Below are 26,982 nucleotides of genomic sequence, written 5' to 3'. Positions count from 1 at the left end.
GCGCCGAGGCGCCACCCTTAGTCAGCGTCCCACTGGTACGCCTTGTCCAGCCAGTCGCCGAGGCGACCCTCCGGGCGAGCCAGGCCATGGATGCGGGTCATCTCGGCGTCGGACAGCTCGAAATCGAGAACGTCGAAGTTTTCGGCGATCCGGGCCGGATTGCTGGTGCGGGGGATGGCGATGATCCCCTGCTGGATGATCCAGCGCAGGGTGACCTGGCCGGGCGTCTTGCCGTGGGCGCGGCCGATCTCGATCAGCACAGGGTCCTGCGCGACCTTGCCCTGGGCCAGCGGCGACCAGGCGGTGATCGAGACGCCCAGCTGGTCGGCCTTGGCCTTCAGGGTCTTGAGCGACAGGTAGGGGTGATACTCGACCTGGTCGGTGGCGATTGGCGCCTCCGACAGCTTGGCGGCTTCCTCCAGCTGTGCCGACGGGAAGTTCGACAGGCCGATCGCGCGGGTCCAGCCCTTGGCGCGAACCGCGTTCAGGGCCTTCAGGGTTTCGGCCAGGGGGACCTCGGGCTTGGGCCAGTGCAGCAGCAGAAGATCGACGTAATCGACGCCCAGCTTTTCCAGGCTCTTCTCGGCCGAGCGCTGCAGATCACCATCGGCGAACTGGTCGATCCAGACCTTGGTGGTGAGGAAGATCTCGTCGCGCTTGACGCCGCTGTTCCTGATCGCCGCGCCGACATCGCGCTCGTTGCCATAGATCTGGGCGGTGTCGATGTGGCGGTAGCCGATCTCCAGGGCCTTCTCGACCAGGGGGACCGCGGTTCCGTTCTCCAGCTGCCAGGTGCCAAAGCCCAGGGCGGGCACCAGGACATCGCCTGAACGGACGGCGGGAACAAGCTTGGACATCGAAGGCTCCGAAAAGGGCGTCAGGCGGATAGGGGCTCGCTGGGGCTGGGCGCCACCCTGGCCCGAACGCGCGAAAGGGCGATGAAGATCAGCGCGACCAGCGCAAAGGCCACGCTCATCTCGACCATGGTCAGCAGCACCTGGGGATAGCCGCGCTTCGCGACGTTCATGAACGGATACGGATACCAGTTCGTCAGGGCGCCGTGGAGCAGCGTCCAGACCCCGAACAGGGCCGGGAAGGCCATGGCCTTGGCGGCGACGATCCAGCGCGCGGGGCCTTGTCCGCCGCGCAGCGCCACATCCAGCAGGAAGACGATCGGGGTGATGGTGTGCAGGATCGTATCGGAGACCTTGCGCAGGCCTTGCGGGTCCCACTGCGAGGCCAGCATGGTGTGATAGACGACGGCGGTGATCGCCAGATAGGTTGCGATCGCGGCGCGCGGACCGCTTTGCTCGGCCCAGGCGGCGAAGCGGCTTTGGGGCGCGACCAGGGGCGCGGTGAGCGCCGCGGCGGCCAGCAGGTTCGTCAGGATCGTGAAATAGCTGAAGAACTCGACCGACTTCACCGCCGCCGACACCAGGGTCTCGTCATAGACCATCAGGCCGTACTGCAGGGCGGGGCCAAGGCAGGCGACCAGCGCGATCGGGATGCGCCAAAGGGCGAGCGGGCCTTTCATCGAATCTCCGTCGGATGGTCTGCGTCCCAGGCCTTTAGCACCGACTTGGGCGCTGTGGCGCGCCACTGGCGCAGCAAGAGCCGCTCGACCGTGCCCGGATGCGCCTGCGCCAGGCGGACCAGAACATAGGGGTAGTTCCGGAAGTGGTCGGTGAAATGGAAGATGTCGGGTTCGGCCTCGACCAGCATGTCGCGTTCGTCGAACGGCACGGCCGGACAGACCAGGCTCTCGCCGTCCTCGAACAGGCGGGTCAGGAACTTGCCGTGCGCCTTCAGGCACGGCCGGCCATAGCTGGTCCCGTCGCTCACGCCGGGCAGGCGCAACGCAAAGGCGCGCACCTCGTCATAGGTCATGGGCAAGCCCTCCCGCGCAGGACTATAGGAGGCGAATGGACGCTGAGAACCCCCTGAAGACGCCGGTGCTGGTGCTGGGCGCGACCAGCCTGATCGGGCGCCACCTGATGGCGCGCCTGAAGGATGAGGGCTTGGACCCCGTCGCCTTCAGCCGCCGCCCGCCGTCGGGCGACGCCTGCTGGATCGGCGGGGACTTGAAGGACCCGGACCTCGCCGAGCGTCTGCCGGTGGCCGCGACAGTGTTTTCCCTGTCACCGATCTGGCTCCTCCCGCCGGCCCTGCCGGCGCTGAAGGCGCGCGGTATGGCGCGCTTGGTCGCCTTCTCCTCGACCAGCCGGTTCACCAAGACCGACTCGCCGGTCGCGGCCGAACGCGCTGTGGCGGCGGCGCTGGCCGAGGCGGAACAGGCGATCGAGGCCTGGTGCGTCGCCAACGGCGTCGCCTGGACGATCCTGCGCCCCACCCTGATCTATGACGAAGGCTACGACGAGAACGTCAGCCGCATCGCCCGGCTGGTGCGGCGGTTCCATGTGATGCCGCTGTCGGGGGCGGGGGAGGGGCTGCGCCAGCCGGTCCACGCCGAAGACCTGGCCGCCGGCGCCCTGGCCGCCGCCCATGCGCCGGCCGCCACGAACCGCGCCTACGAGCTCGTCGGCGGCGAGACGGTCAGCTACCGCGTGATGGTCGACCGCGTCTTCGAGGGCTTGGGCAAGACGCCCCGCAGCCTGCCGATGCCGACCTGGCTGTTTGGCCTGCTCATGCGCCTAGCCAAGCCGTTCTATCCTGGCGCCACGACGGCCATGGGGACCCGCATGGGCCAGGACCTGACCTTCGATTCGTCGGACGCGGCGCGGGACTTTGGCTGGAGCCCGCGCCGTTTCCATCCGCGCTTTTCGGCCCGCTGACCGCGCCCGCCTATTCGACCCCCGTCGCGCTCCAGACGCCCAACTCGTTGCCCGACGGGTCGGTGAAGTGAAAGCGACGCCCGCCCGGGAAGCTGAAGATCGGCGCGGTGATCACGCCGCCGGCCTTGGTGACCTTGTCCAGCATGGCCTCCAGGTCGTGGGCGTAGAGGATGACCAGCGGCCTGTCGCTGGACTCCTCCTGCGGCTTGGCGAAGCCGCCGTCCGCGCCCTGGCCCTCAAAGGCCACATAGTCGGGGCCATAGTCGACGAAGCTCCAGCCGAAGGCGGCGGAATAGAACGCCTTGGTCGCCGGCAGGTCGCCGCCGGGCCACTCGATGTAGTCGATCTTGCCGTCTTCGCGCATGGTGGTCTCAGCTCCGGATGTTCCTGAATTGTTCTAGTTCGCCGTCAGGGCAGAGTCCAGACGCTGGTGCGCTTGACGGCCATGTCCTCCAGCTCGCGGGTGGTCTCGACCTGATACTCGGCCAGTTTCAAGAGGTCGTCCTTGCGGAAGTAGGTGCGGCCCGGATCGCCGATCAGCACCGTCGAGCCCTGGGCGCGGCCGCGCCGCAGCCAGTCCATCACCGCCTCGGCCATGGGCTTCTCGTAACAGATGTCGCCGGCCAGCAGGACCTGGGCCTCCGGCGGTGGGCCGCCCAGCAGATTGGCCTCGGTGAAGGCGACCGATACGCCGTTGGCTTCGGCGTTCAGGGTGACAGCCGCCTCGCAGAAGACGTCGATGTCATTGGCCAGCACGCTCGCCGCCCCCGCCTTCATCGCCGCGATGGCCACGAGGCCCGAGCCGGTGGCGAAGTCGAAGACGGTCTTGCCGGCCACGGTTTCGGGATGGTCGAGGATGTAGCGCGCCAGGGCCTGGCCGCCCGCCCAGGCGAACGCCCAGAACGGTGGCGGCAGGCCGATCTCCTCCAGCGCATCCTCGGTCAGCTTCCACAGCGGCGTGACCTCGTCGGCCAGATGCAGCGCCAGCTCCGGCGCGTGCGGCGGGTGCAGCAGCTGGGTGTTCTGGCGAATGAAGGCGCGGCGGCCCTCCAGGGTCTGGACGATCATCCCGCGCTTAGAGCATGCCGCGCGTCAGGCGGCGACCGCCGGTTTGCTAGACGCCGCCCTCAACACCGACAGATAGCCCGGCGCGGTCAGCATGCCCTGGGTCAGGCCCTTCTTCTCCAGCACCCGATGCGCCAACGGCAGGTTCCAGCACGGGGTGTGCATGAACATGTGATGTTCGGCGTGGAAGTTGACGTAGTAGGGCGCAATCAGGGCGCGCTCGATCCAGTTGGCGTTCGTGGTGCGGGCGTGGCGGAACGGGTCGGGCTCGTCCTTGGCCACCAGGGCGTGCTCGGCGATGTTGCGCAGGCGCGTGACCAGCGGGAACCAGGTGGCCATCGGTACGATCCAAAGCGCCAGCCACGCCCACCACAGGCCCATGGCCGAGAGCGCGACCAGGATGCCGAGGTTCCACAGCAGGAACGGCCTTTGCCGCGCGATCTCGCCGGCGAAGATCGCGCCCTTCGGCGCATCGCCCTTCATCTTGCCGAGCAAAGGCCCGAAGCGCTGCTTGAAGAAGGTCTGGCCGGTCAGGTCGCGGATCATCTTGCGGCGCAGCGAGCGCCGCGTGGTCGGGAAGGGCGCTGATAGGACGAGGTCAGGATCCTCGGCCTGCTGGGCGTATTTGTGATGGCTGAGGTGATAGGGGCGATAGCCGGCCAGCGAGGCGCCGACCGGCGCGGCGCACAGCCATTCACCCAGCCAGTCGTTGATCTTGAGATTGGGATGCAGCCCGCCATGCGCGGCCTCGTGCATCAGGATCGCCAGGCCCAGCTGCCGCGCGCCGATCAGCATCACGGCCAGCACGTAGGTGAGCGGATTGGGAAAGGCCACGAACAGCGCCCCGGCGGCGAGGATCACGCCCCAGGCGTGGGCCACCATCCAGACGCCGCGCCAGGACGAGCGCGCGGAAATCCGCGTCCATTCCTCGGGCGTGAACAGGTCCAGCGGTTTGACGCGCGGAGCAACGGCCATGCGACGAGCATCGCACAGTCCGCCTGGGCTCGACAGCGTGACCCGACGTCACGACATCGCGCCGGCGCCCCCATCCCCAACCCCTTCCCCGTGAGGGGGAAGGGGCTTTTCTAGAAACTGACCCCCGGCTTCCAGAGCCCGGCCACCAACCCCACGAACACCAGCAACCCCGCCAGCGCGTTCGACTTGAAGAGCTTCAGCGCGCCGGGACCATCCTCGATCCGCACGGCGGCGGCCTGCCGCGACAGGTGCAGGGCGAACAGCGCCGCCAGCGGCAGGAACAGCGGGCCGATGTCGCCGATCCAGCCGGCGATCACCAGCAGGATGAAGCTGACCAGATAGAAGCCCGCGACGCCGATCTGGACGTGCTGGCCAAGCCGCCGGGTCGAGGACTTGATCCCCGCCAGGGCGTCGTCCTCGATGTCCTGGATCGCGTAGATCGTGTCATAGCCCAGGGTCCAGAAGATGCCCGAGGCGTAGAGCAGGGCGGCGGACCACGACAGATGCCCGGTGGCGGCGGCGTAGCCCAGAAGGGCGCCCCAGTTGAAGGTCAGGCCCAGCCACGCCTGCGGCCACCAGGTGATCCGCTTCATGAAGGGATAGGCGGCCACGAGGGCGAGCGACAGCACGCCCAGCAGGATCGCGGTCCAGCCCAGGCCAATCAGGATCAGGAAACTGACGAGGCAGCAGCCGACGACGAACAGCCAGGCCTGCTTGACGCTGATCAGCCCCGCCGGGATCGGGCGCATGGCCGTGCGGGCCACCTGGGCGTCGAAGTCGCGGTCGACGATGTCGTTGAAGGCGCAGCCGGCCGCCCGCATCAGGGCCGCGCCGACGAACACCGCCAGCAGCAGCAGCGGATTGGGCCAGCGGCCCTGCTCGGCGGCGGCCAGGGCGATCCCCTGCCAGCCCGGCAGCATCAGCAGCCAGATCCCCACCGGCCGGTCGAACCGGCCCAGCTTCAGCCAGGGCCGCAGGCGCTCGGGCGCGTGGCGGTCGACCCAGTTGGTGGCGGCGGCGTCGGGCAGGACGCCAGGAGGGCTTTGGGCGGCGGTCATGCGGCGAGGCTTAACCCGTGAGCGCGGGCTCGTCCCATAGGGAAGATCGATGTCTCTGCGAAAAACGATCAATTGGATTTATTTGCCCCTCGGCGCGAAGGTCTTGGTGTAGCCCGAGGAGTTCTCGCCATGACCCTGTCACCCCTTTCCGGCGCTGTGCTCCGCATCCTGGCCTGGAGCCTGCTGCTGGCCGGCGGCGTGGCCGGGATCGTTCTGCCCCGCCCGGTCACCACGGCCTTATGGACGGCCGCGACCCGGCTGTTCGCGAAGGCCGGAGACGCGGGGATGGTCGCCCGCCTGACCTCGGCGACCAAGTTTGGGCCGCGCATCCGGCGGTGTCTGGCCAAAGCGCCGCGCCAGGCGACCCCGCGTCTGAGCCTCGCTTAAGGGATGGAGGTGTTGCGAGCGGCTCTCAATCCTCTCGACAGCGGGGTCTCGGGGCGCGAGGATCGGCGCATGGCTTTCGCCGTCCAGGACCGCCGTTCGCGCCGCCGTCGCCTCACCCGCGTCGAGCGCTGGGTGCTGGACGGGATGGGCGGCGCGCTTCTGGCCACCGGCGCGGTCGGGGCGGTGGTGCCGGGCATGCCGACGACGGTGTTCTGGATCGGCGCGGTGCTGTGCTTCCTGAAAACCCGCCCGCACGCCGTGCGCCCGATGCTGCGCGTGCCGGTGGTGGGGCCCGCGATCCGCTGGTTCCTGCGCTGGCGACCGTTCGGCGGCGGGCGCAGGAAAGGAAAAACTCTCCCATAGGTGGGATAGGCAGCCAAAAAGCCCTATCTCCCGCGCCATGACCGACTTCCTCGAGGACGAAGACGAGACCGGCGCCAAGAAGCGCGCGCTGTCCAACCGCCAGGTGCTGGGCTTCGTCGCCCGGTTCTGGAAGCGGCGGCCGGTGCTGTTTGGCCTGGGCGTCGGCCTGACCCTGGTGGCGGTGGCCTTCGATCTGGCGCTGCCCTACGCCTCGGGCTACCTCGTCGACACCGTGGCCACTAAGCCGCGCGGCGATGGGCAGGCCTGGTCGGCCCTGGCGATCTTTGTCGGCGTCTATTTCGCCTTCGCGGTGGTGCGCAACATCGCCCACCGGTTCTGGATCCCGCTGGCGGCCCGGAACATGGAGGAGATGACCAACGAGAGCTTCGCCAAGGTGCAGGCCTTCTCGTCGGACTGGCACGCCGACAGCTTCGCCGGCGCCACCGTGCGCAAGCTCACCCGCGCCATGTGGGGCTATGACAGCGTCACCGACGCGGTGACCATCTGGCTGGGGCCGGGGTTCATCGTGCTGATCGGCCTGTCGGTCGCCATGCTGGTGCGCCAGCCGCTGGCGGGCGTGATCTCGCTGGTCGTGGTGGCGGCCTATCTGACGGTGAACCTCGTCATCACCGAGCGCTATGTGCGGCCATCAAATCTCAAGTCCAACGCGCTGGACTCCAAGATCGGCGGGGCCCTGGCGGACGCGGTCACCTCCAACCCGACGGTGAAGAGCTTCGGCGCCGAAAGCCGCGAGGCCGAGCGTCTGGCGCAGGTCACGGCGCAGTGGCGCGAGGCGGTGATGGTCACCTGGAACCGCTTTACCGACGTATGGCTGGGCCAGAACCTGCTGCTGGTCGTCCTGCAGGCCGGCCTGACCGGGGCCATGGTCTGGGGCTGGGCGAAGGGGACGGCCACGCCCGGCGACGTCGCCTTCGCCATCACCGCCTTCATGCTGATGAGCGGCTACCTGCGCAATCTCGGCGAAAACATCCGCATGCTGCAAAAGGGCCTGGACGACACCGAGGATGTCGCCGCCTGGACCCGGCTTGCGCCTCAGATCGCCGATGATCCGAACGCCCCCGACTTCCAGCCAGGACCGGGCGCGATCGAATTCCAGGACGTGACCTTCCGCTACAAGGCGGCCGGGGCGCCGCTGTACGACCGGTTCAGTCTGAAGATCGCCCCCGGCGAGCGGGTGGCGCTGGTCGGGCCGACGGGCTCGGGCAAGTCGACCTTCGTCAAGCTGATCCAGCGCCTGCACGACCTGCAGGACGGGGCGGTGGTCATCGATGGCCAGGACGTGTCGGCGGTGAAGCAGGCGTCCTTGCGCCGCGCCATCGCGGTGGTGCCGCAGGACCCGGCCCTGTTCCACCGCAGCTTGTTTGAGAACATCGCCTACGGCAAGCCGGACGCCACCCGCGAGGAGGTCGAGGACGCCGCCATCAAGGCCCGCGCCCACGAGTTCATCCTGCGCCTGCCCAAGGGCTACGACACTCTGGTCGGCGAGCGGGGCGTCAAGCTGTCGGGTGGAGAGCGGCAAAGGGTGGCCATCGCCCGCGCCTTTCTGGCCGACGCGCCGATCCTCGTCCTGGACGAGGCGACCTCGTCGCTGGACGTCGAGACCGAAGGCCACGTCCAGGCCGCCGCCGAGGCGCTGATGGAAGGCCGCACGACAATCGTCATCGCCCACCGCCTGTCGACGGTGCGCGGCGCCGACCGGATTCTCGTCTTCCAGGGCGGCCGCGTCGTCGAGGAAGGCCGCCACGCCGAGCTGACCGCCAAGGGCGGGGTCTATGCGCGGCTCAACGCGATCAGCGCGGGGGTGGGTTAGAAGGGGGCCGAACTTAGCGGTCCCGGCGCGATTGGCGGCCCCTGCGGCCGATCCGCTTTGGCCGGTGATGCGGTCTGGCAACCCGCCGCGGAGGGGCGGATCAACAGGCTCTGTCCGCCAATTCTAAGGTCTTTGCGGGGGCTGGGCTCGATCATCGCGAAATCCCCGGCCTTCAAGGCTTCGTCGATGTTCGGCGACTCGCAGGCGGTGTCGGCGACGGCGGTCTTGCGCCACTGACCGTCGCGTTTCTGGAAAACGTCGAATTCGCCGCCAGCGCCCAGCAAAACGTCGGCCGTCCCATCGCTATCGACATCCATCACCAAGGCCGGGCACTCCGAGCCAGACATCAGACAGATCGAGCCGGTGTCCTCGCCCCAAGTCTGACTGACGAAGTCGTCGGGCAGCCTGGCGCCGGTCGGATAGGCCTTGATCTTGGAGAGATCCAACTTCTTCGGCGCCTCCGGGGCGCGAGACGGGCGATTGTAGTCCGGCGCTAGCGCTTCGCCGGCCCGCTTGGCGATCTCGGGATTGGCGCTCGCCTTCAGTCCTTCGAGCGCCTCGCGCCCATAGCGCCCCGCGTCAAACCGCAGGAAGGCGTAGTCGAACTTGTCCGCCATGACCTTGCCGACCGCCAGCCGCTTAACCTGGCTGGCCACCGACAGTCGCGCCGGGTCGGCGAGCGGGGTGAAGAGGGCGATCAGCAGCAGGACGCACACGGCGGCCATGATCGGATTGGTGCGCTCCAGCGGCTTCATCCAGGGGCCGGGCTTTACGGCCGCGAGCGCGTAGCCGATCGTGAAGCCGATGGCGACCAGCAGGAAGACGCCGGCGATGACCCGCTCGGGCGTCAGGCCGTACTGGTCGATCCGCAGCCACAGGGCGTAGCCGGCCAGGATCACGATCGGAATCAGCAACAGGCCCGCGATGCGCGCCGCGAGGCGCGGGATCAGGTGGGGCGGCTCTTCGCCGTCCTGGTAGGCGGCGTTGATCAGCAGGATCAGGGCGGCGGCCGCTGACAGCAAAAGGGCGGTGGCGGCCTTGGTGCCCCAGAGCGGCGCTAGGCCCGTGAAGGGCAGGGTGGCCAGGAACCCGCCACCGATCAGCACCATCAGCGGCAACAGCCAGCCCAGCAGGGTCAAACCGACCGTCAGGGCGCCGCGCACCAGGCCCGCGCGCGCCTCGGTCAGCTGTACGGCCATGTGGACGGCGGCGGCGAACATCAGGCCCGTGGCCGGGAAGGCGAAGGCGGTCTCGCCGATCAGCTTGCCGATGGCCTCGATCCCGATCAGCTTGAACAGGGCCGCAGCCAGGAACAGCAGCAGCCAGAAGGCGCCGGTGAAGGCCAGCGACAGCGCCAGCCGCACGCCGTTGGTCCAGGTCAGGTCGAAATAGGCCTCATAGGGCGCGACCGGCTTGCCGGCCGCGTCGGCGGGCTGGACCAGGTGGTGGGCGATGAACAGCATGGCGGCGGTCGCCAGGAACAGCGGCGGCGACAGCGGGCTGGCCCCGATCCGGTCGGGGGCGGCGCCGACCCAGGCGGCGTGGACGGCCAGGATCGCCGTGACGACGGTGGCGACCGCGGTCCAGATCAAGAGGTTCGTGCGCCGCATCGCCGACAGCGCCGCCAGCGGCAGCAGCGGGATCATCAGCACGCAGACCAGCACCGGCGCATACAGCATCGGCTGGGTGGCGGGCCAGGTCTTCGACTCGTCAGCCTTCTGCAGCAGGAAGAGCGCGATCCCCTGGGCCAGGCCGATGGCCAGCCGAAGAATGGCGGCGTCGCGCGATCGCCTGACGTCCATGGCGAGGTCCTCCCGTTTGCGCCCACACGATCACGTTGGCGCCAGGTTGTGAAGCTTTCCGGCTTGCCGTAGCAATTTCGCCCTCAGTGGAGGGGTATCGATGAAACAGTCTTTCCGGTCGGGTCTGCTGGCCCTGGTCGCCGTCGCGGCTCTGTCGGGTCCGGGCGCGTTCGCTCCGGCCGCCTTCGCTCAGGACAAGGGCGGCGACAAGCCCGCGGCCGAAAAGTCGGCGTCGGACCTGCCCGCGTTCCCCGCCGAGAAGTCGGTCAAGCAGACGACCGTCCTCGCCGGCAAGGCCCTGGCCTATACCGCCACGGTCGGCGCCCTGCCGGTGCGCGACGAGAAGGGCAAGAAGATCGCCGAGGTGGTCTACACCGCCTACACCCTGGACGGTCCGCGCGATCCCAAGCGTCCGATCACCTTCGCCTTCAACGGCGGTCCGGGCGCGGCCAGCGTCTATCTGAACTTCGCCCTGGGTCCCAAGCGCGTGCAGTTCGGCGCCGAGGGCGACAGTCCTTCGGACTTCAGCAAGCTGGACGACAATCCGGCCTCGTGGCTGGATTTCACAGACCTCGTCTTCATCGACCCCGTTGGCACCGGCTTCTCGCGCTCCCTGGTCAATGAGGACGAGACCAAGAAGCGCTTCTATGGCGTCAAGCAGGACATCGACTACCTGTCGCGGATCGTCTTCGACTATCTGGTCAAGACCGATCGCCTGACCGCGCCGAAGTATCTGGTGGGCGAAAGCTATGGCGGCTTCCGGGGGCCGCGCCTGGCCTATACCCTGCAAACCGATCTCGGCGTGGCGGTGAAGGGCGTGGTGCTGGTCTCGCCGCTGCTGACCAGCGCCGGCCGGGTCTCGCAGGAGATCTCGCCGCTGCCGGCCATGTGGACCCTGCCGTCGATCGCGGCGGCCAAGCTGGAGCGCGACGGTAAACTCACGCCCGAGAGCATCAAGGCGGTCGAGGACTATACGCGCGGCGAGTACATGGTCGACCTGATGAGGGGCTCCGACCCCGCCGCGCTAGATCGCCTGACAGCCAAGGTCTCGGCCATGACCGGCCTGGATCCGACCTATGTCCGCCGCGTGGGCGGTCGCCTGGAGACTCAGTCGTTCTTGCGCGAGGTTTTCCGTGACAAGGGGCGCTTGGGCAGCCGCTACGACAGCAACGTCACCTCGCTGGATCCCTTCCCGTTCGCGCCGGAGCAGGAGGTCAACGACCCGATCCTCGACGCGATCATCGCCCCGACCACCAGCGCGATCGTCGACTTCACCACCCGCGTCGTCGGATGGAAGCCCGAGGCCCGCTATGAGGCGCTGTCCTACAAGGTCAACGGCCAATGGGACCGCGGCCGCGGCCCCGACACCGAGTCGGTCACCGACCTGCGCAAGATCGTCTCGGTCGATCCCAAGCTGAAGGTGCTGATCGTGCACGGCTACAACGACCTGTCGTGCCCGTTCTTCGCCTCGCGCCTGATCGTCGACGCCATGCCGGCGACGGCCCAAGGCCGCGTGATCCTGTCCAACTATGCAGGCGGCCACATGTTCTACAGCCGCCCCGACAGCGGGGCCGCGTTCCGCAAGGACGTGATGGCCCTGTACGGCGCGAAATAGTCGAGGCGTGGTGTCGGCGGGGCGCTTCGCCAAACGTCCTCCGTCCATTCCACAGAGAAGTGATCGATGATGAAGCCCCCCGCCGCATCCGTTGACGACTATCTGGCCAAGCTGCCCGCCGATCAGCGCGCGGCCTTGGAGACGTTGCGCGGCCAGATTCGCGCGGCCGCGCCAGAGGCCGTCGAGGCGATCAGCTATGGCCTGCCGACTTTCAAGCTGAACGGGAACCTTGCGCACTTCGGCGCGGCGGCCAAGCACTGCGCGTTCTATCCCGGTGCGGTGATGGACGTGTTCGCCGAGCGCCTGGCCGGCTTCGAGACCGCCAAGGGTACGATCCGCTTCCAGCCGAACGCGCCGCTGCCGCCGGATCTGGTGGAAGACATCGTCCGCTATCGGGTGGCGCGGAACGCGGAGGTCGCCGCGGAGCGGAAGGCGCGGAAGAGGAAGGCCTAGAACACCCCCTCCGTCACGCGGCTGCGCCGCGCGCCACCTCCCCCGCAAGCGGGGCAGGAGAGGATTGCGTCCTCCTCACCCGCATCGCGGGGGAGGTGGCGCCGCGCCGATAGGCGCCGTGACGGAGGGGGAGCAGCTACCGCGCCAGCCGGCCGTCCTCCAGCGCCGCCGGCTCGAACGGGAAGATCACGTCCGGATCGGGCTTGGCCACGCCCTTGGCGATCTTCTTGTCGCCCGCCGCATGCAGCAGCCAGCGGATCACATTGAGCCGCGCGGCCTTCTTGTGGTCGGCGCGGACGCAGATCCAGGGCGCGATGTCGCTGTGGGTGCGCATCAGCATCTCGTCGCGGGCCTTGGTGTAGTCGTCCCACTTCTCCTGGGCGACGGCGTCCAGAGGGCTGGTCTTGAAGGCCTTGAGCGGGTCTTCGCGGCGGGACTTCAGGCGCTTGGCCTGCTCCTCGCGGCTGATGTCCAACCAGAACTTTACATAGCGCAGGCCGTTCTCAACCAGCATCCGCTCGAAGGCCGGGACGTCGCGCAGGAACTGTTCCTGCTGCTGCGGCGTCGAGAACTCCATCACCCGCTCGACGCCCGCCCGATTGTACCAGGAGCGGTTGAACAGAACCGCCTCGCCGCAGGCCGGCAGCCATTCGACATAGCGCTGGAAGTACCACTCGCTGCGCTCGCGGTCGGTGGGCTTGGGCAGGGCCACCACCGTGGTGGCGCGCCGCGACAGGTGCTCGGTGATCCTCGCGATCACGCCGTCCTTGCCGGCGGCGTCGCGGCCCTCGAAGACCACGAGGATCTTGTCGCCGTCCTTGATGGCCTTTTTCTGCAGGGCGATCAGCGCCAGCTGCAGCTGGACGAGTTCGGCCTCGTCGTCGTCGGACTTGCTCATCCGGCGAGCCTACCCTCGAAAATCCCTATTTGTCGCGCCTTCGGGCGGCGAAACCGCTTTACACTTTCGCCTCAGGCGCTCGAGTTGCGCTAGAAGGACGGCATGATCCGTCTGTTCGTTCCCAACGACCTTTCCGCCGGGGCCGGCGTCGTCCCGACCGTCGACCAGTCGCGCTACCTGACCTCGGTGATGCGTCTGTCAGTCGGCGCCGAGCTTTTGCTGTTCAACGGCCGCGACGGCGAGTGGCGCGCGACCATCATCGAGGCCACCAAGCGCGGCTGCCTGCTGAAGGCCGAGGAACAGACGCGGCCGATGCATCTGGGTCCGGACCTTGATTTGATCGTCGCCATGGTCAAGCGCGGTCGGGTCGAGACCATCGTCGAGAAGGCCGCTGAGCTGGGCGCGCGCCGGGTGCGCCTGACCATTACCCGCCGGACCAATGTCGATTTCGTCAAGCTGGGGCGTCTCGACGCTATCGCCATGGAGGCCGCCGAGCAGACCGGCCGCCTGGACGTGCCCGAGGTGGCCGACCCCGAGAAGCTGGACAAGATCCTGGACGGCTGGGATCCGGCCCGACGCCTGGTTTTCTGCGACGAGGGCGGCGACGCCAGGCCCGCGATCGAGGCCCTGGCGGGGACCGGCGGCCCGGCCGCCATCCTGATCGGGCCCGAAGGCGGCTTCGCGCCCGAGGAGCGCGAGCGCCTGCGCGGGCTGTCCTTCGTCACGCCGGTGTCGCTGGGCCCGCGCATCCTGCGCGCCGACACGGCGGCCATTTCGGCCATGACTCTCTGGCAGGCTGCTGCCGGGGATTGGCGGTAGTCCGCAGATAAGCTCAAGGTGGCCCCTTGAGGTTCGCAAAGAAAACGCCCAACTGGGCGTGACCGATTAGGATCGCCGTCGGCGGAGAGCATGGGCCCTCTCTTTCCGCAGCACCGCAACACCCTGGGGAGGGACGGCTTGCATGGCCGACACCGCTAGCGTTCAGGAGCGTCAGCTGACGCTCGACGACCTCACCGCCTATTTCGCCAAGGGCTCCAAGCCCAAGGCGGCCTTCCGTGTGGGGGCCGAGCACGAGAAGTTCGGCTTCTATCTGGGCTCACACGAACCGGTTCCCTACGAGGGGGACAAGGGCGTCCACGCCCTGCTGACCGGGCTGCAGCGCTTTGGCTGGACGCCCGTCATGGAGGGCGATGTCATCATCGGCCTCGAGCGCAACGGGGCCAATGTCAGCCTGGAGCCGGGCGGACAGTTCGAACTGTCCGGCGCGCCGCTGTCGACCATGCACGAGATCTGCGAGGAGACCGGCCAGCACCTGGACGAGGTCAAGACCGTCGCCGACGAGCTGGGCCTGGGCTTTACGGGTCTGGGCTTCTCGCCCAAGTGGACGCGCGCGCAGGTGCCGGTGATGCCCAAGGGGCGCTACGTGATCATGCGCAACTACATGCCCAAGGTCGGCAATCTGGGCCTCGACATGATGCTGCGCACCTGCACGGTGCAGGCCAATCTCGACTTCTCCAGCGAAGCCGACATGGTCGCGAAGTTCCGCATGAGCCTGGCTTTGCAGCCGATCGCCACGGCCCTGTTCGCCAATTCTCCGTTCACGGAAGGTAAGCCCAACGGCTTCCTGTCAGCCCGGGCCAATGTCTGGACCGACACCGATCCCAACCGGACTGGCCTCCTGGACTTCGTGTTCGAGGACGGCTTCGATTTCGAGCGCTACGCCCGCTACGCGCTGGATGTGCCGATGTACTTCGTCAAACGCGGCGACAAGTACATCGATGTGGCCGGCCGGTCGTTCCGCGACTTCATCGAGGGCAAGCTGCCCGAGCTGCCGGGCGAGATCGCCACGATGAAGGACTGGGCCGACCACACCACGACCGCCTTCCCCGAAGTGCGCCTGAAGACCTATCTGGAAATGCGCGGCGCCGACGCCGGCCCCTGGAGTCGTCTGTGCGCCCTGCCGGCCTTGTGGACCGGCGTCTTCTATGACCACGCCGCGCTCGCCGCCGCCTGGGACCTCTGCAAGGACTGGACGATCGAGGATCGCGAGGGCCTGCGTCGCGACGTGCCCAAGCTTGGCCTCAAGGCCAAGGTCGCGGGCCGCACGGTCCAGGACGTGGCCAAGGACTTCGTCGCGATCGCCAAGTCTGGCCTCAAGAATCGCGCCCTGCTGAACGGCGGCTTCCTGGACGAGACGATCTATATGGGCGAGCTGGAGCAGATCGCCGACAGCGGGATCACCCCGGCCGAGAAGCTCTTGTCGCTGTACAACGGCGCCTGGGGCGGAGACATCGATCGCGTCTTCACCGACTGCGCGTACTAGTCGTCCGCGAGAGGCTGATCAGAGAATCGCCCGAACCGCTGCGATCAGACCAATCCAAAGCCCGACCGTGGCGGCGAGCGCCAGAAGCCGGCCCCAGGCGAGGCGGCGTTGCGGTCGAATTGCGGTCGCGTGAACAGCCTGATCATAGGAGACGTAGGCCATGGTTTCCTCCGTGCGTCTCTGGCGGACGCTGGGGCGATGGTCGCGCTCCCAAGGGTTAAAAGCGCCTTAATTCGCGGTTTCGATCAAGGGGGCGCAATGTCGCGGTCGGGGGTATCTGCGTCGCCCGTTTCCCGTTCTGGATCGGGCATGGCGGGCCTGGGCTCTGGCGCCCACGCAAGGCGTTGCTTGTGAAACCCTCTCCCGCGTGGTCTTCTCGCCGCCAAATTGGGGCCGGCGGGGACGATTTGACCAAATGGGGGGTCAGTTTCCGCCTCTCGTCACGTTCTAAGGCTAGCGTATGAACATCGTTATCGCCGTGGGCATCCTGGTCACGCTCGTGACCGGCATCCCGGTCCTTGTCCAATTGCTCAAAGGCCATCCGCGCGGCCTGATCATCTGTTTCCTGGCCGAGATGTGGGAGCGCTTCTCCTACTACGGCATGCGCGCGATCCTGATCTTCTACCTCACGCAGCACTTCCTGTTCGATCCGAAGACGGCGTCAGGGCACTACGGGTCCTACACAGCGCTCGTCTATCTGGTGCCGCTGCTGGGCGGCTTCCTGGCCGACAAGTGGCTAGGCACGCGCAAGGCCGTGGCGTTCGGCGCCGTCCTTCTGGTCGCCGGCCACCTGGCCATGGCGGTCGAAGGCAAGCCCGCTGTCCAGACCCTGACCTATCAGGGCGCAACCTATGAGTTCCAGGCCGAGGGCCGCGGTCAGAACCGCGAGGCCAAGCTGGTGATCGACGGCAAGGCCTACGAGGTCGCCGCCACCAAGGTCGGCGATTTCGAGATCAAGGGCCTGCCCGCCAACGCGCCGCTGCCCGCCGTGCTGCCCAAGTCGGACTACAAGCTGGACGTCACCGGTCGCGACCCGCTGTATCTGAACATCTTCTGGTTCTCGCTGTCGCTGATCATCCTGGGCGTCGGCTTCCTGAAGCCGAATATCTCGACCATCGTCGGCCAGCTCTATCCGCAGGGCGATCCGCGCCGGGATCCGGGCTTCACCCTCTACTACTACGGCATCAACCTGGGCTCGTTCTGGGCCTCGATCCTCTGCGGCCTGCTGGGCGTCAATGTCGGCTGGTGGGCGGGCTTTGGCCTGGCCGGGATCGGCATGCTGGCCGGCTTCATCGTCTTCGTGCTGGGCAAGCCCTGGCTGGACGGCAAGGCCGAGCCGCCGGAGCCCAAGGTGCTGAAGGAAAAGGTCGCCGGTCCCATCAACCGCGAGCTGGCCATCTACGGCTTGTCTCTGGTGGGCCTCATCGGGATCTTCTTCCTGGTGCAGTTCAACGCCATCGTCGGGGTCGCCCTCAACATCGGCATCCTGGCCTCGCTGGGCTATATCGGCTTCTTCATGTTCACCAAGTGCGCCAAGGAAGAGCGCGAGCGCCTGGCGCTGGCCGTGTTCCTGATCTTCGGCGCGGTGGTGTTCTGGACCCTGTTCGAACAGGCCGGCTCGTCGCTCAGCCTGTTCGCCGCCACCAATGTCCAGCTGGATCTCGTCCGCGAGCCGGTCCGGCTGTTCAGCGGCGCGGTGACCCTGGCCACGCCCGATCAGCTGGCCAAGGCGGGTATCGACGCGGCTTCGACCTTCTGGGTCGACACCAGCTTCAACGCCCCGCAGACCCAGGCGCTGAACGCTGGCTGGATCCTGATCTTCGCGCCCGTGTTCGCGGCGGTCTGGACGTTCCTGGGCGCGCGCGGCAAGGATCCAAATCCGGTGATCAAGTTCGGCCTGGCCCTGATCCAGGTCGGCGCGGGCTTCCTGCTGTTGCAGTGGGGCTCCACCTTCGCCGACGGCGCCTTCAAGCTGCCGCTGATCTTCCTGGTGCTGATGTACATGCTGCACACCACCGGCGAGCTGTGCATGTCGCCGGTCGGCCTGTCGCAGATGACCAAGCTGTCGCCCGCCTCGGTGGTGTCGTTCATGATGGCCGTCTGGTTCCTGGCCGTGGCGATCGCCCAGTGGGTCGGCGGCAAGATCGCCGGTCTGGCGGCCACCGAGACGGTCGGCGGCCAGGTGCTGGACCCCGGCGCGGCCCTGGCCGCGTCGCTGAAGGTCTTCAACATCATCGGCCTGGTGGCGGTCGCGATCGGGATCGGCTTCCTCTTGCTGTCGCCGGTCCTCAAGAAGTGGTCGCACGGCGCCGACGACGTCGGCGCGCCCAAGAAGGCCTAAAGCGGGGCGACCTAAGCAAAGAGGGGCCCCGGCGACGATCCGGGGCCCCTCGCGGAGACGTGGAGGGGACCACGTCTCACCTTCGGGTGGGACGGTCCTCGCGGTGGCTCAAACCGCGGGGACCGCTTCCGTTCCCAACCCGAAAGGTCCGGACAATGGCGTCCTGAGATCGACGGTGCCCGCCGGGCGCCGTTGAGGAAAGTTACAAGCCGGACAGGTGGATTAAACCTTTGCAAGGTGGCGCCGGGCCGCGACCCGTCCGCCGTGGGACCCAGGCGCAGGTGACGTTATGAGCCGACTTTCGATCCCCCTCGCCCTCGCTGATCTGAACGCGCCCGACGGCGCGGCGCTGCTGGCGCTGAACAACGCCCACGCCGTGGAATTGTCCTGGCTGGAGCCCGAACGGCTGGCGCATCTGGTCGCACAGGCGTTCCTGGCGCGGCGTGTGGGCGTGGCCGACGCCCTCTTGCTGACCTTCGACCAGGACGCCGACTACGACAGCCCCAACTTCCTGTGGTTCCGCGCCCGCTATCCGACGTTCGTCTATGTCGACCGCATCGTCGTCGCCGACAGTGCGCGGGGCAGGGGGCTGGCCAAGGCGCTCTATGACGACCTCTTCGCCGCGGCCAAGGCGGCGGGACACGAGCGGATCGTCTGCGAGGTCAATTCCGACCCGCCCAATCCCGCCTCGGACGCCTTCCATGCGGCGCTTGGCTTTGTCCCGGTGGGGACGGCCGAGATCCATGGCGGGAAGAAGACGGTGACGTATCTGGAGCGGCGGCTTTAGAAAAACGCCCCCTCCGCCGCGCCACCTCCCCCGCAGGCGGGGCAGGAGGGTTGCGGTGGCATCTTCTCCTCACCCGTAAAACGGGGGAGGTGGCGCGATGCGAAGCATCGTGACGGAGGGGGCGCTTTCGGCGCCGCCCCTAGACCGCCGTCCCGCCCACGGTCAGGCCGGTGATCTTCAGCGACGGCTGACCCACGCCCACCGGCACGCCTTGGCCCGACTTGCCGCAGACGCCGATGCCCGGGTCGAAGTCGAAGTCGTTGCCGATCATCGTCACGCGGGTCAGGGCGCTGGGGCCGTCGCCGATCAGGGTGGCGCCCTTGACCGGAGCGGTGATCTTGCCGTCTTCGACGAGGTAGGCCTCGGTGCACTGGAAGACGAACTTGCCGTTGGTGATGTCGACCTGGCCGCCGCCGAAATTGGCGCAGTAGAGGCCGCGCTTCAGCGAAGCGATCATCTCCTGCGGATCGTGGTCGCCGGCCAGCATGCCGGTGTTGGTCATGCGCGGCATCGGCATGTGGGCGTAGGACTGACGGCGGCCGTTGCCGGTGGCCTTCATGCCCATCAGGCGGGCGCTCATCCGGTCGTGCATGTAGCCGACGAGAATGCCGTCCTCGATCAGGATGGTGCGCTCGGTGGGGGTGCCCTCGTCATCGACGGTCAGAGAGCCGCGGCGACCGGGGATCGATCCGTCGTCGAAGACGGTGACGCCGGGGGCGGCCACGCGCTCGCCGATGCGGCCTGAAAAGGCGCTGATGCCCTTGCGGTTGAAGTCGCCTTCCAGGCCGTGGCCGACGGCCTCATGCAGCAGCACGCCGTTCCAGCCGGGGCCCAGCACCACGTCCATCTCGCCGGCGGGGCAGGCGACGGCGTCCAGGTTCACGAGCGCCATGCGCAGGGCCTCATCGACCTGATCCTGCCACTTGTCGGGGCTGATCCAGGCGGCGAAGCCGGCGCGGCCGCCGGCGCCGGACGAGCCGCTCTCGCGGCGGCCGTCCTTCTCGACAGTGACCTGGACATTCACGCGCACCAGCGGGCGGACGTCGCGGATCAACCGGCCGTCGGCGCGGAGGATCTCGACGACGCGGCGCTCGCCGGCCATCGAGGCCATCACTTGCACGACGCGCGGGTCGCGGGCGCGGGCGAAGGCGTCGATCTCCTGCAGCAGGGCGACCTTGTCGGAGAAGTCCGGGGCGCTGACCGGATTGTCCTCGCCATAGAGCTTCTCGTTGGTGGCGCGCGGTCCTTCGGCGCTGACGCCGGCGTGGCCACGCTTGGCCAGGCTCGCCGAATCAGCGGCGCGGCGGATGGCGGCCTCGGAAATCTCGGCGGCGTGGGCGTAGCCGGCCGTCTCGCCGGCCACCACGCGCAGGCCAAAGCCCTCGCCCGAATCATAGGAGGCGCTCTTGAGGCGTCCGTCGTCGAAGACGAAGGCCTCGCTCTCGGAGCGTTCGAGGAACAGTTCGCCGTCGTCGGCGCCGGCCAGGGCTTCGCCCAGGATCGCGCGGGTGCGGTCGGGATCGACGCCGGCGGCGTCCAGGATCGACAGGGAAGAGGCGGGGATCGGAGCGTTCATGGTCCTACAGGTAAGACTTCCGAACGCGCTCGTCACCCCGCCCCTTTTGTCGCGGATCAGTACTCGCGGCGGATATCGCCCGAGCCGGTGATCTCGCTGGTCACCAGCTTGGGCTCGGTTCGCAGCTCCACATCGCCGCTGCCGGAGATGTCGATCTTGGCCTTGTCCGTGGCGAAGACCGCGCCGCCGCCGCTGCCCGAGACGTCGATGGTGGCGTCCTTGGCCTTCAGGGCGGCCAGGTCGGCATAGCCCGAGCCGGCGTTGTCGAGCGTGATCGTCTCGACCTTGCCCTCGGCCTCGACGTCGCCGCTGCCCGAGATGTCCAGGCCCAGGGCCGGGTGTTCGTAGCGGCGGATATCCAGATCGCCGGAGCCGCGCACCTCGAAGCGGGTGACGTCGGGCGCCACGACCGTGATCTTCATCCGGTCGCGGTCGTGGCGCACCTGCAGCCCGTCGGGGCCGAGCGTCACCACGGCGCGCTCGGCGAGGTTGACGTCATCCAGGCTGATGCGGCCCCCGGCGACCTTAAGCCGATCGACATAGGACTTGGGTCCGGAGACCACGATCTTGGCCTCGGCGCCCTGGACGAACACCACGTCGACCGGCAGGTCGATGATCAAGGTGTCCTTCCCGGTCCAGGGCAGGTTGCGATCGACGATCGGCGAGGGCGCGCCCCCTGCGCCGACGTGACGCACCGTGCGGATCACCCGACCGTTGTCGTCGGTGATGGTGACATTGGCCTCGTCCCCGAACGGGATCGTCCAGCCGCTTTTCATCAGTTCGGGTCCGGCGATGGCCGCCACCCCGGCGAAGCAACCGACCGCGAGGGCGAAGCTCGCCCCGGCGACGATGAGCGTATTGCGGATCAACATGGTCCCCTCCTCTCCGCTCAAGCTTGTTCCATGGCCGGCTTCAGCAGCCGGAAGTGCAGGCGGGCGTACCAGACGACCGCGTTGAAGACCCCGACCGTCACCACCGTCAGCAGCGAACCGATGAAGGTGGCCACGGCCATCAGGCCGATGCCGATCAGGAAGGCGGTGACCGGTCCCCCGGGCGGTGCGGCCAGCGGACCGGCCGCAAAGATGAAGCCGCCGACGAAGAAGATCGTCACCACGGCCACCAGGAAGCCGAACAGCGTGGCCAGCACGCCCATCAGCAGGGGCAAAAGGAAGATCACGTCGATGGCGCCCAGGCCGATCAAGGCGATGATCGCGGCCATGGCGTTGGACGGGGTCTTCTTCTCCTCCCACTGCTTCAGGCCGGCCTCGGCGCGCAGTTCGCGGGCCAGACGGTCCGGATCCCCTAGGGCGGCGGCGACCTCGGCCTCGGTGCGACCGGCGGCCTGGGCGTCGGCGAAGTGCGCCTCGTGATCGGCGACGATGTCGGCGATCGTGGTGGCCGGCAGGCCCGACAGGCCCCGGCGCAGGCGGGTGATGAACTCGGCGCGGGTCATGCTGCGGCTCCCACGATGTTGTTCACCGCGGTGGCGAACGCGGTCCATTCGGCCTTCTGCTGCGCCAGGCTTTCGCGCCCGGCGGCGGTGAGGCGGTAGTATTTGCGCGGCGGGCCGCTCTGGCTTTCCACCAGATAGGTCTCGACCAGGCCATCCGACTGCATGCGGCGCATCAGCGGATAGATCGTCCCTTCCCCCATATCGATGTCCCTCGTGAGCCTGCTGGCGATCTCGTAGGCGTAGCTGTCGGCGTGCGAGAGCAGGGCCAGCACACAGAGCGCCAGCACGCCTTTCTTCAGTTGGATTTCAATTGTTTCCGGCACGGCGTCCTTGCCTCCGTTGATGCTCCCTTGTACCGCCCGGTACTGAGTGGTGCAAGGTACCTACTCATGAATGATACGTAATGATCCGGACGCCGAATTCGGGGGTTTCTGAGAGGCATTCGCGACTGAACCCCCTCGGGGCGGGGATAACGGGCTGTTCCCATGCTCAGCGCGTGGGCTCTGGCGCTTGGCAAGGGCTGGCGATGCGCGTATGCAGCCTCCGGACCGACAATCGGGAGGGCTGGGCGTCGACGCGCGACTCATTTTGAGTGAAGTCGATTGCGCAGGACCTTATCGACAGTCGTAATGTGCATGTCGGCGCGGCGCGGGCCTTGATCGGGCTCAAATCGCCGCCGAAACGGGCCGTGAGGGATATGAAGGCGCAATTTTCGGGGATTCGGCGGATCATGACGGGCGCGTCCGCCCTCGCCGCTACGATGATGTTCGCGGGTCACGCGCTCGCTGAAGATCTGATGGGTCAGCCGACGCCGGGGGCCATTGACCTCCAGCCGGCCGCATCGGAGCTGAAGCACCACGCGATCCAGTTCCACAATGTGATCCTGATGCCGATCATCACGGCCATCACCCTGCTGGTGCTGGGCCTGCTGATCTGGATCGTTGTTCGCTACAACAAGAAAGCGAACCCGGTCCCCGCCAAGTTCAGCCACAACACCACGATCGAGGTGATCTGGACGGTCGTGCCGGTCCTGATCCTGATGGTCATCGCCATCTTCTCGTTCCGCCTGCTGTTCCACTACAACGACATGCCCAAGCCGGACCTGACCGTGAAGGCCACGGGCTATCAGTGGTACTGGGGCTACGAGTATCCGGACCAAGAGATCAGCGAAATCATCTCGCTGCCGCTGACCAAGGAACAGGCAGACGCCAAGAAGGTCCCGTACCTGCTGGCCGCCGACAACGCCATGGTCGTGCCGGTGGGCAAGGTCGTCCGCGTTCAGGTCACCGCCGCCGACGTTATCCACGCCTTCGCCCTGCCGGCCTTCGGTCTGAAGACCGACGCCATTCCGGGCCGCCTGAACGAAACCTGGTTCAAGGCCGAGCGCACCGGCGTGTTCTACGGCCAGTGCTCGGAGCTTTGCGGCGTCGACCACGCCAACATGCCGATCGAGATCAAGGTCGTGACGCAGGCCGAGTTCGACGCCTGGGTTAAGTCCAAGACCGCTCCGCCCGCGCCCGCGGCCGCTCCGGCTGAAGCCGCGGCGACCCCCGCCTCGGCTCCGGCCGCCCCCGCTTCCGCTCCGGCCGCGGCTCCCGCCGCGCCGGCGGCCTAAGAATACGATCGTAGGATAGACGTCAGATGGCTTCCGCCGCAGACACTCACGACCACGCCCACGACGACGACCACAAGCCGCCGTTTTTCGCCCGCTGGTTCTTTTCGACGAACCACAAGGACATCGGCACGCTGTACATCCTGTTCGCCATCATGGCGGGCATCGTCGGCGGCGCTCTCTCGGGCCTGATCCGCTGGGAGCTCATGGAGCCGGGCATTCAGGTGTTCTCCGACACCGGCATGCTGGCCCAGATGGGCATCTTCAAGGGCAAGCACGGCTATAACGCCGTGGTCACCGCCCACGCCCTGATCATGATCTTCTTCATGGTCATGCCCGCCATGATCGGCGGGTTCGGCAACTGGTTCGTTCCGATCATGATCGGCGCGCCGGACATGGCCTTCCCGCGGATGAACAACATCTCGTTCTGGCTGCTGATGGCCGCCTGGATCCTGCTGGTCCTGTCGATGTTCGTCGACGGCGGCCCGGGCGCCGGTTTCGGCGGTGGCTGGACGATCTATCCGCCGCTGTCGACCATCGGTCACAAGGGTCCGGCCATGGACCTGGCGATTCTGTCGCTCCACCTGGCCGGCGCCTCGTCGATCCTGGGCGCGATCAACTTCATCACCACGATCTTCAACATGCGCGCGCCGGGCATGACCCTGCACCGCATGCCGCTGTTCGCCTGGTCGGTGCTGATCACCGCCTTCCTGCTGCTGCTGTCGCTGCCCGTCCTGGCCGGCGCCATCACCATGCTGCTGACCGACCGTAACTTCGGCACGCACTTCTTCGATCCGGCCGCCGGCGGCGACCCCGTCATGTTCCAGCACCTGTTCTGGTTCTTCGGTCACCCGGAAGTGTACATCCTGATCCTGCCGGGCTTCGGCATCATCAGCCACATCGTCTCGACCTTCTCCAAGAAGCCGGTCTTCGGCTACCTGGCGATGGCCTACGCGATGGTCGCCATCGGCTTCGTCGGCTTCGTCGTGTGGGCGCACCACATGTACACCGTCGGCATGAGCATCAACCTGCGCGCCTACTTCGTGGCCGCCACGATGATCATCGCCGTCCCGACGGGCGTGAAGATCTTCAGCTGGATCGCCACGATGTGGGGCGGTTCGATCAGCTTCAAGACGCCCATGCTGTGGGCGATCGGCTTCATCTTCCTGTTCACGGTTGGCGGCGTCACCGGCGTCGTCCTGTCGAACGCCGGCATCGACTACAGCCTGCACGACACCTACTACGTGGTGGCGCACTTCCACTACGTGCTGTCGCTGGGCGCGGTGTTCGCCATCTTCGCGGGCTTCTACTACTGGTTCGAGAAGATGTGGGGCGTGAAGTACAACGAGTTCCTGGGCGCGCTGCACTTCTGGATCATGTTCGTCGGTGTGAACCTGATCTTCTTCCCGCAGCACTTCCTGGGCCTGCAAGGCATGCCGCGTCGCTATGTCGACTATCCGGACGCCTTCACGCTGTGGAACTACGTGTCGTCGGTCGGCTACATGATCACCGTCGTTGGTGTCGGCGTGTTCATGCTGGTGCTGATCGAAGCGGCGATCCGTCGCCGCAAGGCCGAGGCCAACCCGTGGGGCGAAGGCGCAACCACGCTGGAATGGACCCTGTCCTCGCCGCCGCCGTTCCACCAGTTCAGCGAACCGCCGGTGATCAAGGCCGACGACCACCACTAGGGTGAACCGTCGTCCGTAACCGGACCTAAAAGGGGGGCGCGGGCGGGATCCTTAAGGGTCCGGGCCGCGCCCCTCGCCTGTTCAAGACCTGTATGTTTTGGATCGATGTCAAAGACAGCCGCCATGACGTCTGACAGCGCCGAGACGACCCCGCTGCGGGATTCGTCGGAAACCGCACGCTGGCAGGACTATTTTCAGCTGATGAAGCCGCGCGTCATGTCGCTGGTGGTCTTCACCGGTCTGACGGGCCTCCTGGCCGCACGCGCGCCGATCCATCCCGTACTGGCGGCCATCGCCGTGCTCTGCATCGCTGTCGGCGCAGGCGCGTCCGGCGCGCTCAACATGTGGTACGACGCCGACATCGATCGCCAGATGCGCCGCACGCGCGGCCGTCCCGTCCCGGCCGGCAAGGTCAAGGGCGAGGAAGCCGCCACCCTGGGCGTGGTTCTGTCCCTGCTGTCGGTGATGTTCCTGGGCTTTGCGGTGAACTGGCTGGCCGCGGGCCTTCTGGCTTTCACCATCGTCTTCTACGCGGTCGTCTATACGATGTGGCTCAAGCGCTGGACGGCGCAGAACATCGTCATCGGCGGCCTTGCGGGCGCGCTGCCGCCCGCCATCGGCTGGGCTGCGGCCACCGGCTCGGCGCCGCTGAACGCCTGGCTGATGGTGGCGATCATCTTCTTCTGGACCCCGCCGCACTTCTGGGCGCTGTCGCTGTACGTCACCACCGACTACGCCAAGGCCGGCGTGCCGATGCTGCCGGTGGTCAAGGGCGCGCGGGAAACCCGCAAGCAGATCCTGCTCTACAGCCTGATCCTGTTCCCGATCTGCCTGTCGCCGGTGCTGACGGGCCTGGGCGGCCCGATCTATCTGGCGGTGTCGGGTCTGGGCGGCCTGGTGTTCCTGCTGCTGGCCTGGCGTGTGTTCGCCAGCAAGGCCGGCGACGCCGCCGATCCGCGCGTGGCCGACCGCGCCCTCTATGACGTCACCGAGGATGAGAAGGCCGCCGGGGCCAAGGCCGCCCGCAATCTGTTCGCCTTCTCGATTCTCTACCTCTTCGCCCTGTTCGCCGCCCTCTTGGGCGAGGCGGTCACGGGCGTTCGCCCCTTGGAGCTCCTGAAGTGAATAAACCGGTCGAAACCGACGCGGCGCAGCAGGCCGCCAAGAAAGCCCGTGACGGACGCAACCTGGCCCTCGCCTTGGGCCTCGTCGCCTTCGTCGTTCTCGTTTTCGTGGTCACCCTCGTGAGGCTCGGCGGAAATGTCGCAAACCCCCACATCTAAGGACGATCTCACCCCGCAGCAGCAGATGGCGCGTCGCAACAAGAAGGTTGCGATGATCTGCGTGGCGACCTTTGTCGGCATGATCGGCGCAGCCTATGCGGCCGTCCCGCTCTACAAGCTATTCTGCCAGGTCACCGGCTTTGACGGCACGGTCCGCCGGGCCGAGACCGCGCCGACGCGCGTTCTGGATCGCAAGATCACCGTGCGATTCGACGCGAACATCCGCGAGCTCCCCTGGCGCTTCCAGGCGCTGCAGCCCAAGCAGGATATCCGCATCGGCGACACGGGCCTGACCTTCTTCAAGGTCACCAACCCCACGGACAAGCCGATCACCGGTCGGGCGCTGTATAACGTCGTGCCGGAACAGGCGGGGCCGTACTTCCAGAAGCTGGAATGCTTCTGCTTCACCAGCCAGACGATCCAGCCCGGACAGACCGTGGAGTTCCCGGTCGTCTATTTCGTGGATCCCCAATATGCGGACGACCCTGAAACGAAGGGAAAGCCTGAGATCACCCTCAGCTACACCTTCTTCCCGGCGGTCGACGACGACAAGCCGGGGCAAGTCGCGGCCGCGACAACGCCTCGCATCGTGGACCCCCTTGGCGGCGCACCGTCGAGAGGTCTATAGCGTTTACAGAGAACACGGCGCGGGGGGACCAGCGACCGTGCTCAGAGGGATA

29 protein-coding genes and 2 pseudogenes are annotated in these 26,982 nt (G+C 67.3%); 17 read left to right on the top strand and 14 right to left on the bottom strand.

Annotation, left to right across the window (positions count from 1 at the left end):
* Positions 1-17: 17 nt before the first annotated feature.
* From OVA11_RS01215 to OVA11_RS01205, 3 genes are read right to left on the bottom strand one after another with little or no spacing between them, the layout of a single operon-like run.
* The gene (locus OVA11_RS01215; protein ID WP_268065687.1) at positions 18-857 is read right to left on the bottom strand and encodes an aldo/keto reductase; all 840 of its coding nucleotides are present in this window, start codon (positions 855-857) and stop codon (positions 18-20) included.
* Between the two features lie 20 nt (positions 858-877).
* Complete coding sequence (locus OVA11_RS01210; RefSeq protein ID WP_268065686.1) at positions 878-1,534, bottom strand: Pr6Pr family membrane protein; 657 nt, start codon at positions 1,532-1,534, stop codon at positions 878-880.
* The gene (locus OVA11_RS01205; RefSeq protein ID WP_268065685.1) at positions 1,531-1,893 is read right to left on the bottom strand and encodes an MmcQ/YjbR family DNA-binding protein; all 363 of its coding nucleotides are present in this window, start codon (positions 1,891-1,893) and stop codon (positions 1,531-1,533) included. The genes OVA11_RS01210 and OVA11_RS01205 overlap by 4 nt, the downstream gene beginning before the upstream one ends.
* Before the next feature lie 29 nt (positions 1,894-1,922).
* Between OVA11_RS01205 and OVA11_RS01200 the strand changes: the two genes are divergently transcribed.
* Positions 1,923-2,792: an NAD(P)H-binding protein gene (locus OVA11_RS01200; RefSeq protein ID WP_268065684.1), complete on the top strand. Its 870-nt coding sequence runs from the start codon at positions 1,923-1,925 to the stop codon at positions 2,790-2,792.
* Between the two features lie 10 nt (positions 2,793-2,802).
* Here the strand turns inward: OVA11_RS01200 and OVA11_RS01195 are convergent, their stop codons facing one another.
* The 4 genes from OVA11_RS01195 to ubiA form a co-directional block, all read right to left on the bottom strand.
* Positions 2,803-3,156, bottom strand: a complete 354-nt coding sequence (locus OVA11_RS01195) for a VOC family protein (protein WP_268065683.1) — start codon at positions 3,154-3,156, stop codon at positions 2,803-2,805.
* Between the two features lie 44 nt (positions 3,157-3,200).
* The gene (locus OVA11_RS01190; RefSeq protein ID WP_268065682.1) at positions 3,201-3,860 is read right to left on the bottom strand and encodes a class I SAM-dependent methyltransferase; all 660 of its coding nucleotides are present in this window, start codon (positions 3,858-3,860) and stop codon (positions 3,201-3,203) included.
* Between the two features lie 24 nt (positions 3,861-3,884).
* On the bottom strand, positions 3,885-4,832 hold the full coding sequence (locus OVA11_RS01185) for a fatty acid desaturase family protein (protein WP_268065681.1): 948 nt from the start codon (positions 4,830-4,832) through the stop codon (positions 3,885-3,887).
* A 110-nt stretch (positions 4,833-4,942) separates the two neighbouring features.
* Positions 4,943-5,890: a 4-hydroxybenzoate octaprenyltransferase gene (ubiA, locus tag OVA11_RS01180; protein WP_268065680.1), complete on the bottom strand. Its 948-nt coding sequence runs from the start codon at positions 5,888-5,890 to the stop codon at positions 4,943-4,945.
* Between the two features lie 129 nt (positions 5,891-6,019).
* On the opposite strand from ubiA, the gene OVA11_RS01175 reads away from it, so the two are divergent.
* The 3 genes from OVA11_RS01175 (at position 6,020) to OVA11_RS01165 (ending at position 8,471) form a co-directional block, all read left to right on the top strand.
* Complete coding sequence (locus OVA11_RS01175) at positions 6,020-6,277, top strand: hypothetical protein (RefSeq protein ID WP_268065679.1); 258 nt, start codon at positions 6,020-6,022, stop codon at positions 6,275-6,277.
* Positions 6,278-6,346: 69 nt separating this feature from the next.
* Positions 6,347-6,640 carry a DUF454 family protein gene (locus tag OVA11_RS01170; RefSeq protein ID WP_268065677.1) on the top strand — a complete coding sequence of 98 codons (294 nt, stop codon included), beginning with the start codon at positions 6,347-6,349 and terminating at the stop codon, positions 6,638-6,640.
* Between the two features lie 37 nt (positions 6,641-6,677).
* A complete protein-coding gene (locus OVA11_RS01165; protein ID WP_268065675.1) occupies positions 6,678-8,471 on the top strand; it encodes an ABC transporter ATP-binding protein in 1,794 nt (597 codons plus the stop codon).
* Here OVA11_RS01165 and OVA11_RS01160 read toward each other — a convergent pair.
* Complete coding sequence (locus OVA11_RS01160; RefSeq protein WP_268065673.1) at positions 8,468-10,273, bottom strand: DUF4153 domain-containing protein; 1,806 nt, start codon at positions 10,271-10,273, stop codon at positions 8,468-8,470. The two genes, OVA11_RS01165 and OVA11_RS01160, sit on opposite strands and share 4 nt — an antisense overlap.
* A 100-nt stretch (positions 10,274-10,373) precedes the next feature.
* Between OVA11_RS01160 and OVA11_RS01155 the strand changes: the two genes are divergently transcribed.
* Together OVA11_RS01155 and OVA11_RS01150 are read left to right on the top strand one after the other, a co-directional pair.
* Complete coding sequence (locus OVA11_RS01155) at positions 10,374-11,888, top strand: S10 family peptidase (RefSeq protein ID WP_268065671.1); 1,515 nt, start codon at positions 10,374-10,376, stop codon at positions 11,886-11,888.
* Positions 11,889-11,954: 66 nt separating this feature from the next.
* Positions 11,955-12,341, top strand: a complete 387-nt coding sequence (locus OVA11_RS01150) for an iron chaperone (protein ID WP_268065669.1) — start codon at positions 11,955-11,957, stop codon at positions 12,339-12,341.
* Between the two features lie 136 nt (positions 12,342-12,477).
* Here OVA11_RS01150 and ppk2 read toward each other — a convergent pair whose 3' ends face one another.
* A complete protein-coding gene (gene ppk2, locus OVA11_RS01145; protein ID WP_268065667.1) occupies positions 12,478-13,239 on the bottom strand; it encodes a polyphosphate kinase 2 in 762 nt (253 codons plus the stop codon).
* Positions 13,240-13,341: 102 nt separating this feature from the next.
* Between ppk2 and OVA11_RS01140 the strand changes: the two genes are divergently transcribed.
* Both OVA11_RS01140 and OVA11_RS01135 read left to right on the top strand, forming a co-directional pair.
* The gene (locus OVA11_RS01140) at positions 13,342-14,058 is read left to right on the top strand and encodes a 16S rRNA (uracil(1498)-N(3))-methyltransferase (protein ID WP_268065666.1); all 717 of its coding nucleotides are present in this window, start codon (positions 13,342-13,344) and stop codon (positions 14,056-14,058) included.
* A gap of 142 nt (positions 14,059-14,200) precedes the next feature.
* Positions 14,201-15,562, top strand: a complete 1,362-nt coding sequence (locus OVA11_RS01135; protein ID WP_268065664.1) for a glutamate--cysteine ligase — start codon at positions 14,201-14,203, stop codon at positions 15,560-15,562.
* A gap of 18 nt (positions 15,563-15,580) precedes the next feature.
* Here the strand turns inward: OVA11_RS01135 and OVA11_RS01130 are convergent, their stop codons facing one another.
* Positions 15,581-15,724, bottom strand: coding sequence for a hypothetical protein (locus OVA11_RS01130; RefSeq protein WP_015923270.1), 144 nt, complete (start codon positions 15,722-15,724; stop codon positions 15,581-15,583).
* On the opposite strand from OVA11_RS01130, the pseudogene OVA11_RS01125 reads away from it, so the two are divergent.
* The 4 genes and pseudogenes from OVA11_RS01125 to OVA11_RS19755 form a co-directional block, all read left to right on the top strand.
* Positions 15,671-16,013 (top strand): annotated as a pseudogene (locus OVA11_RS01125) (hypothetical protein). The gene OVA11_RS01130 and the pseudogene OVA11_RS01125 sit on opposite strands and share 54 nt — an antisense overlap.
* 9 nt (positions 16,014-16,022) lie before the next feature.
* Positions 16,023-17,903 (top strand): peptide MFS transporter, encoded by a 1,881-nt coding sequence (locus tag OVA11_RS01120; RefSeq protein ID WP_268065662.1) that lies wholly within the window; start codon positions 16,023-16,025, stop codon positions 17,901-17,903.
* A gap of 289 nt (positions 17,904-18,192) precedes the next feature.
* Positions 18,193-18,690 carry a GNAT family N-acetyltransferase gene (locus tag OVA11_RS01115; protein WP_268065660.1) on the top strand — a complete coding sequence of 166 codons (498 nt, stop codon included), beginning with the start codon at positions 18,193-18,195 and terminating at the stop codon, positions 18,688-18,690.
* Positions 18,691-18,711: 21 nt separating this feature from the next.
* Positions 18,712-18,803, top strand: a pseudogene (locus OVA11_RS19755) (hypothetical protein); the annotation flags it as partial.
* Positions 18,804-18,829: 26 nt separating this feature from the next.
* On the opposite strand, the gene tldD reads toward OVA11_RS19755, so the two are convergent.
* The 4 genes from tldD to OVA11_RS01095 are packed head-to-tail and all read right to left on the bottom strand — an operon-like array spanning position 18,830 to position 22,042.
* Positions 18,830-20,266: a metalloprotease TldD gene (tldD, locus tag OVA11_RS01110; protein WP_268065658.1), complete on the bottom strand. Its 1,437-nt coding sequence runs from the start codon at positions 20,264-20,266 to the stop codon at positions 18,830-18,832.
* A gap of 56 nt (positions 20,267-20,322) precedes the next feature.
* Positions 20,323-21,159, bottom strand: a complete 837-nt coding sequence (locus tag OVA11_RS01105; protein ID WP_268065656.1) for a GIN domain-containing protein — start codon at positions 21,157-21,159, stop codon at positions 20,323-20,325.
* Positions 21,156-21,719, bottom strand: a complete 564-nt coding sequence (locus tag OVA11_RS01100) for a DUF1700 domain-containing protein (RefSeq protein WP_268065655.1) — start codon at positions 21,717-21,719, stop codon at positions 21,156-21,158. Before OVA11_RS01100 ends, OVA11_RS01105 begins: the two co-directional genes overlap by 4 nt.
* Positions 21,716-22,042: a PadR family transcriptional regulator gene (locus OVA11_RS01095; protein WP_010921237.1), complete on the bottom strand. Its 327-nt coding sequence runs from the start codon at positions 22,040-22,042 to the stop codon at positions 21,716-21,718. The genes OVA11_RS01100 and OVA11_RS01095 overlap by 4 nt, the downstream gene beginning before the upstream one ends.
* 374 nt (positions 22,043-22,416) lie before the next feature.
* On the opposite strand from OVA11_RS01095, the gene coxB reads away from it, so the two are divergent.
* The 5 genes from coxB (at position 22,417) to OVA11_RS01070 (ending at position 26,930) form a co-directional block, all read left to right on the top strand.
* Positions 22,417-23,334, top strand: coding sequence for a cytochrome c oxidase subunit II (gene coxB / locus OVA11_RS01090; protein ID WP_268065653.1), 918 nt, complete (start codon positions 22,417-22,419; stop codon positions 23,332-23,334).
* 26 nt (positions 23,335-23,360) lie between these two features.
* Entirely contained in the window at positions 23,361-25,019 is a 1,659-nt protein-coding gene (ctaD, locus tag OVA11_RS01085; RefSeq protein ID WP_268065651.1) for a cytochrome c oxidase subunit I, read from the top strand.
* 105 nt (positions 25,020-25,124) lie between these two features.
* Complete coding sequence (gene cyoE / locus OVA11_RS01080) at positions 25,125-26,144, top strand: heme o synthase (protein ID WP_268065649.1); 1,020 nt, start codon at positions 25,125-25,127, stop codon at positions 26,142-26,144.
* On the top strand, positions 26,141-26,302 hold the full coding sequence (locus OVA11_RS01075) for a hypothetical protein (RefSeq protein WP_268065647.1): 162 nt from the start codon (positions 26,141-26,143) through the stop codon (positions 26,300-26,302). Before cyoE ends, OVA11_RS01075 begins: the two co-directional genes overlap by 4 nt.
* Positions 26,280-26,930, top strand: coding sequence for a cytochrome c oxidase assembly protein (locus OVA11_RS01070; protein WP_268065645.1), 651 nt, complete (start codon positions 26,280-26,282; stop codon positions 26,928-26,930). Before OVA11_RS01075 ends, OVA11_RS01070 begins: the two co-directional genes overlap by 23 nt.
* The last annotated feature ends 52 nt before the right edge of the window (positions 26,931-26,982 follow it).

It is taken from the genome of Caulobacter sp. SL161 (assembly GCF_026672375.1).
GTDB lineage: Bacteria > Pseudomonadota > Alphaproteobacteria > Caulobacterales > Caulobacteraceae > Caulobacter.
Note: the sequence above shows the minus strand (reverse complement) of the source record. Positions and strands in the feature narration are given on the sequence as shown.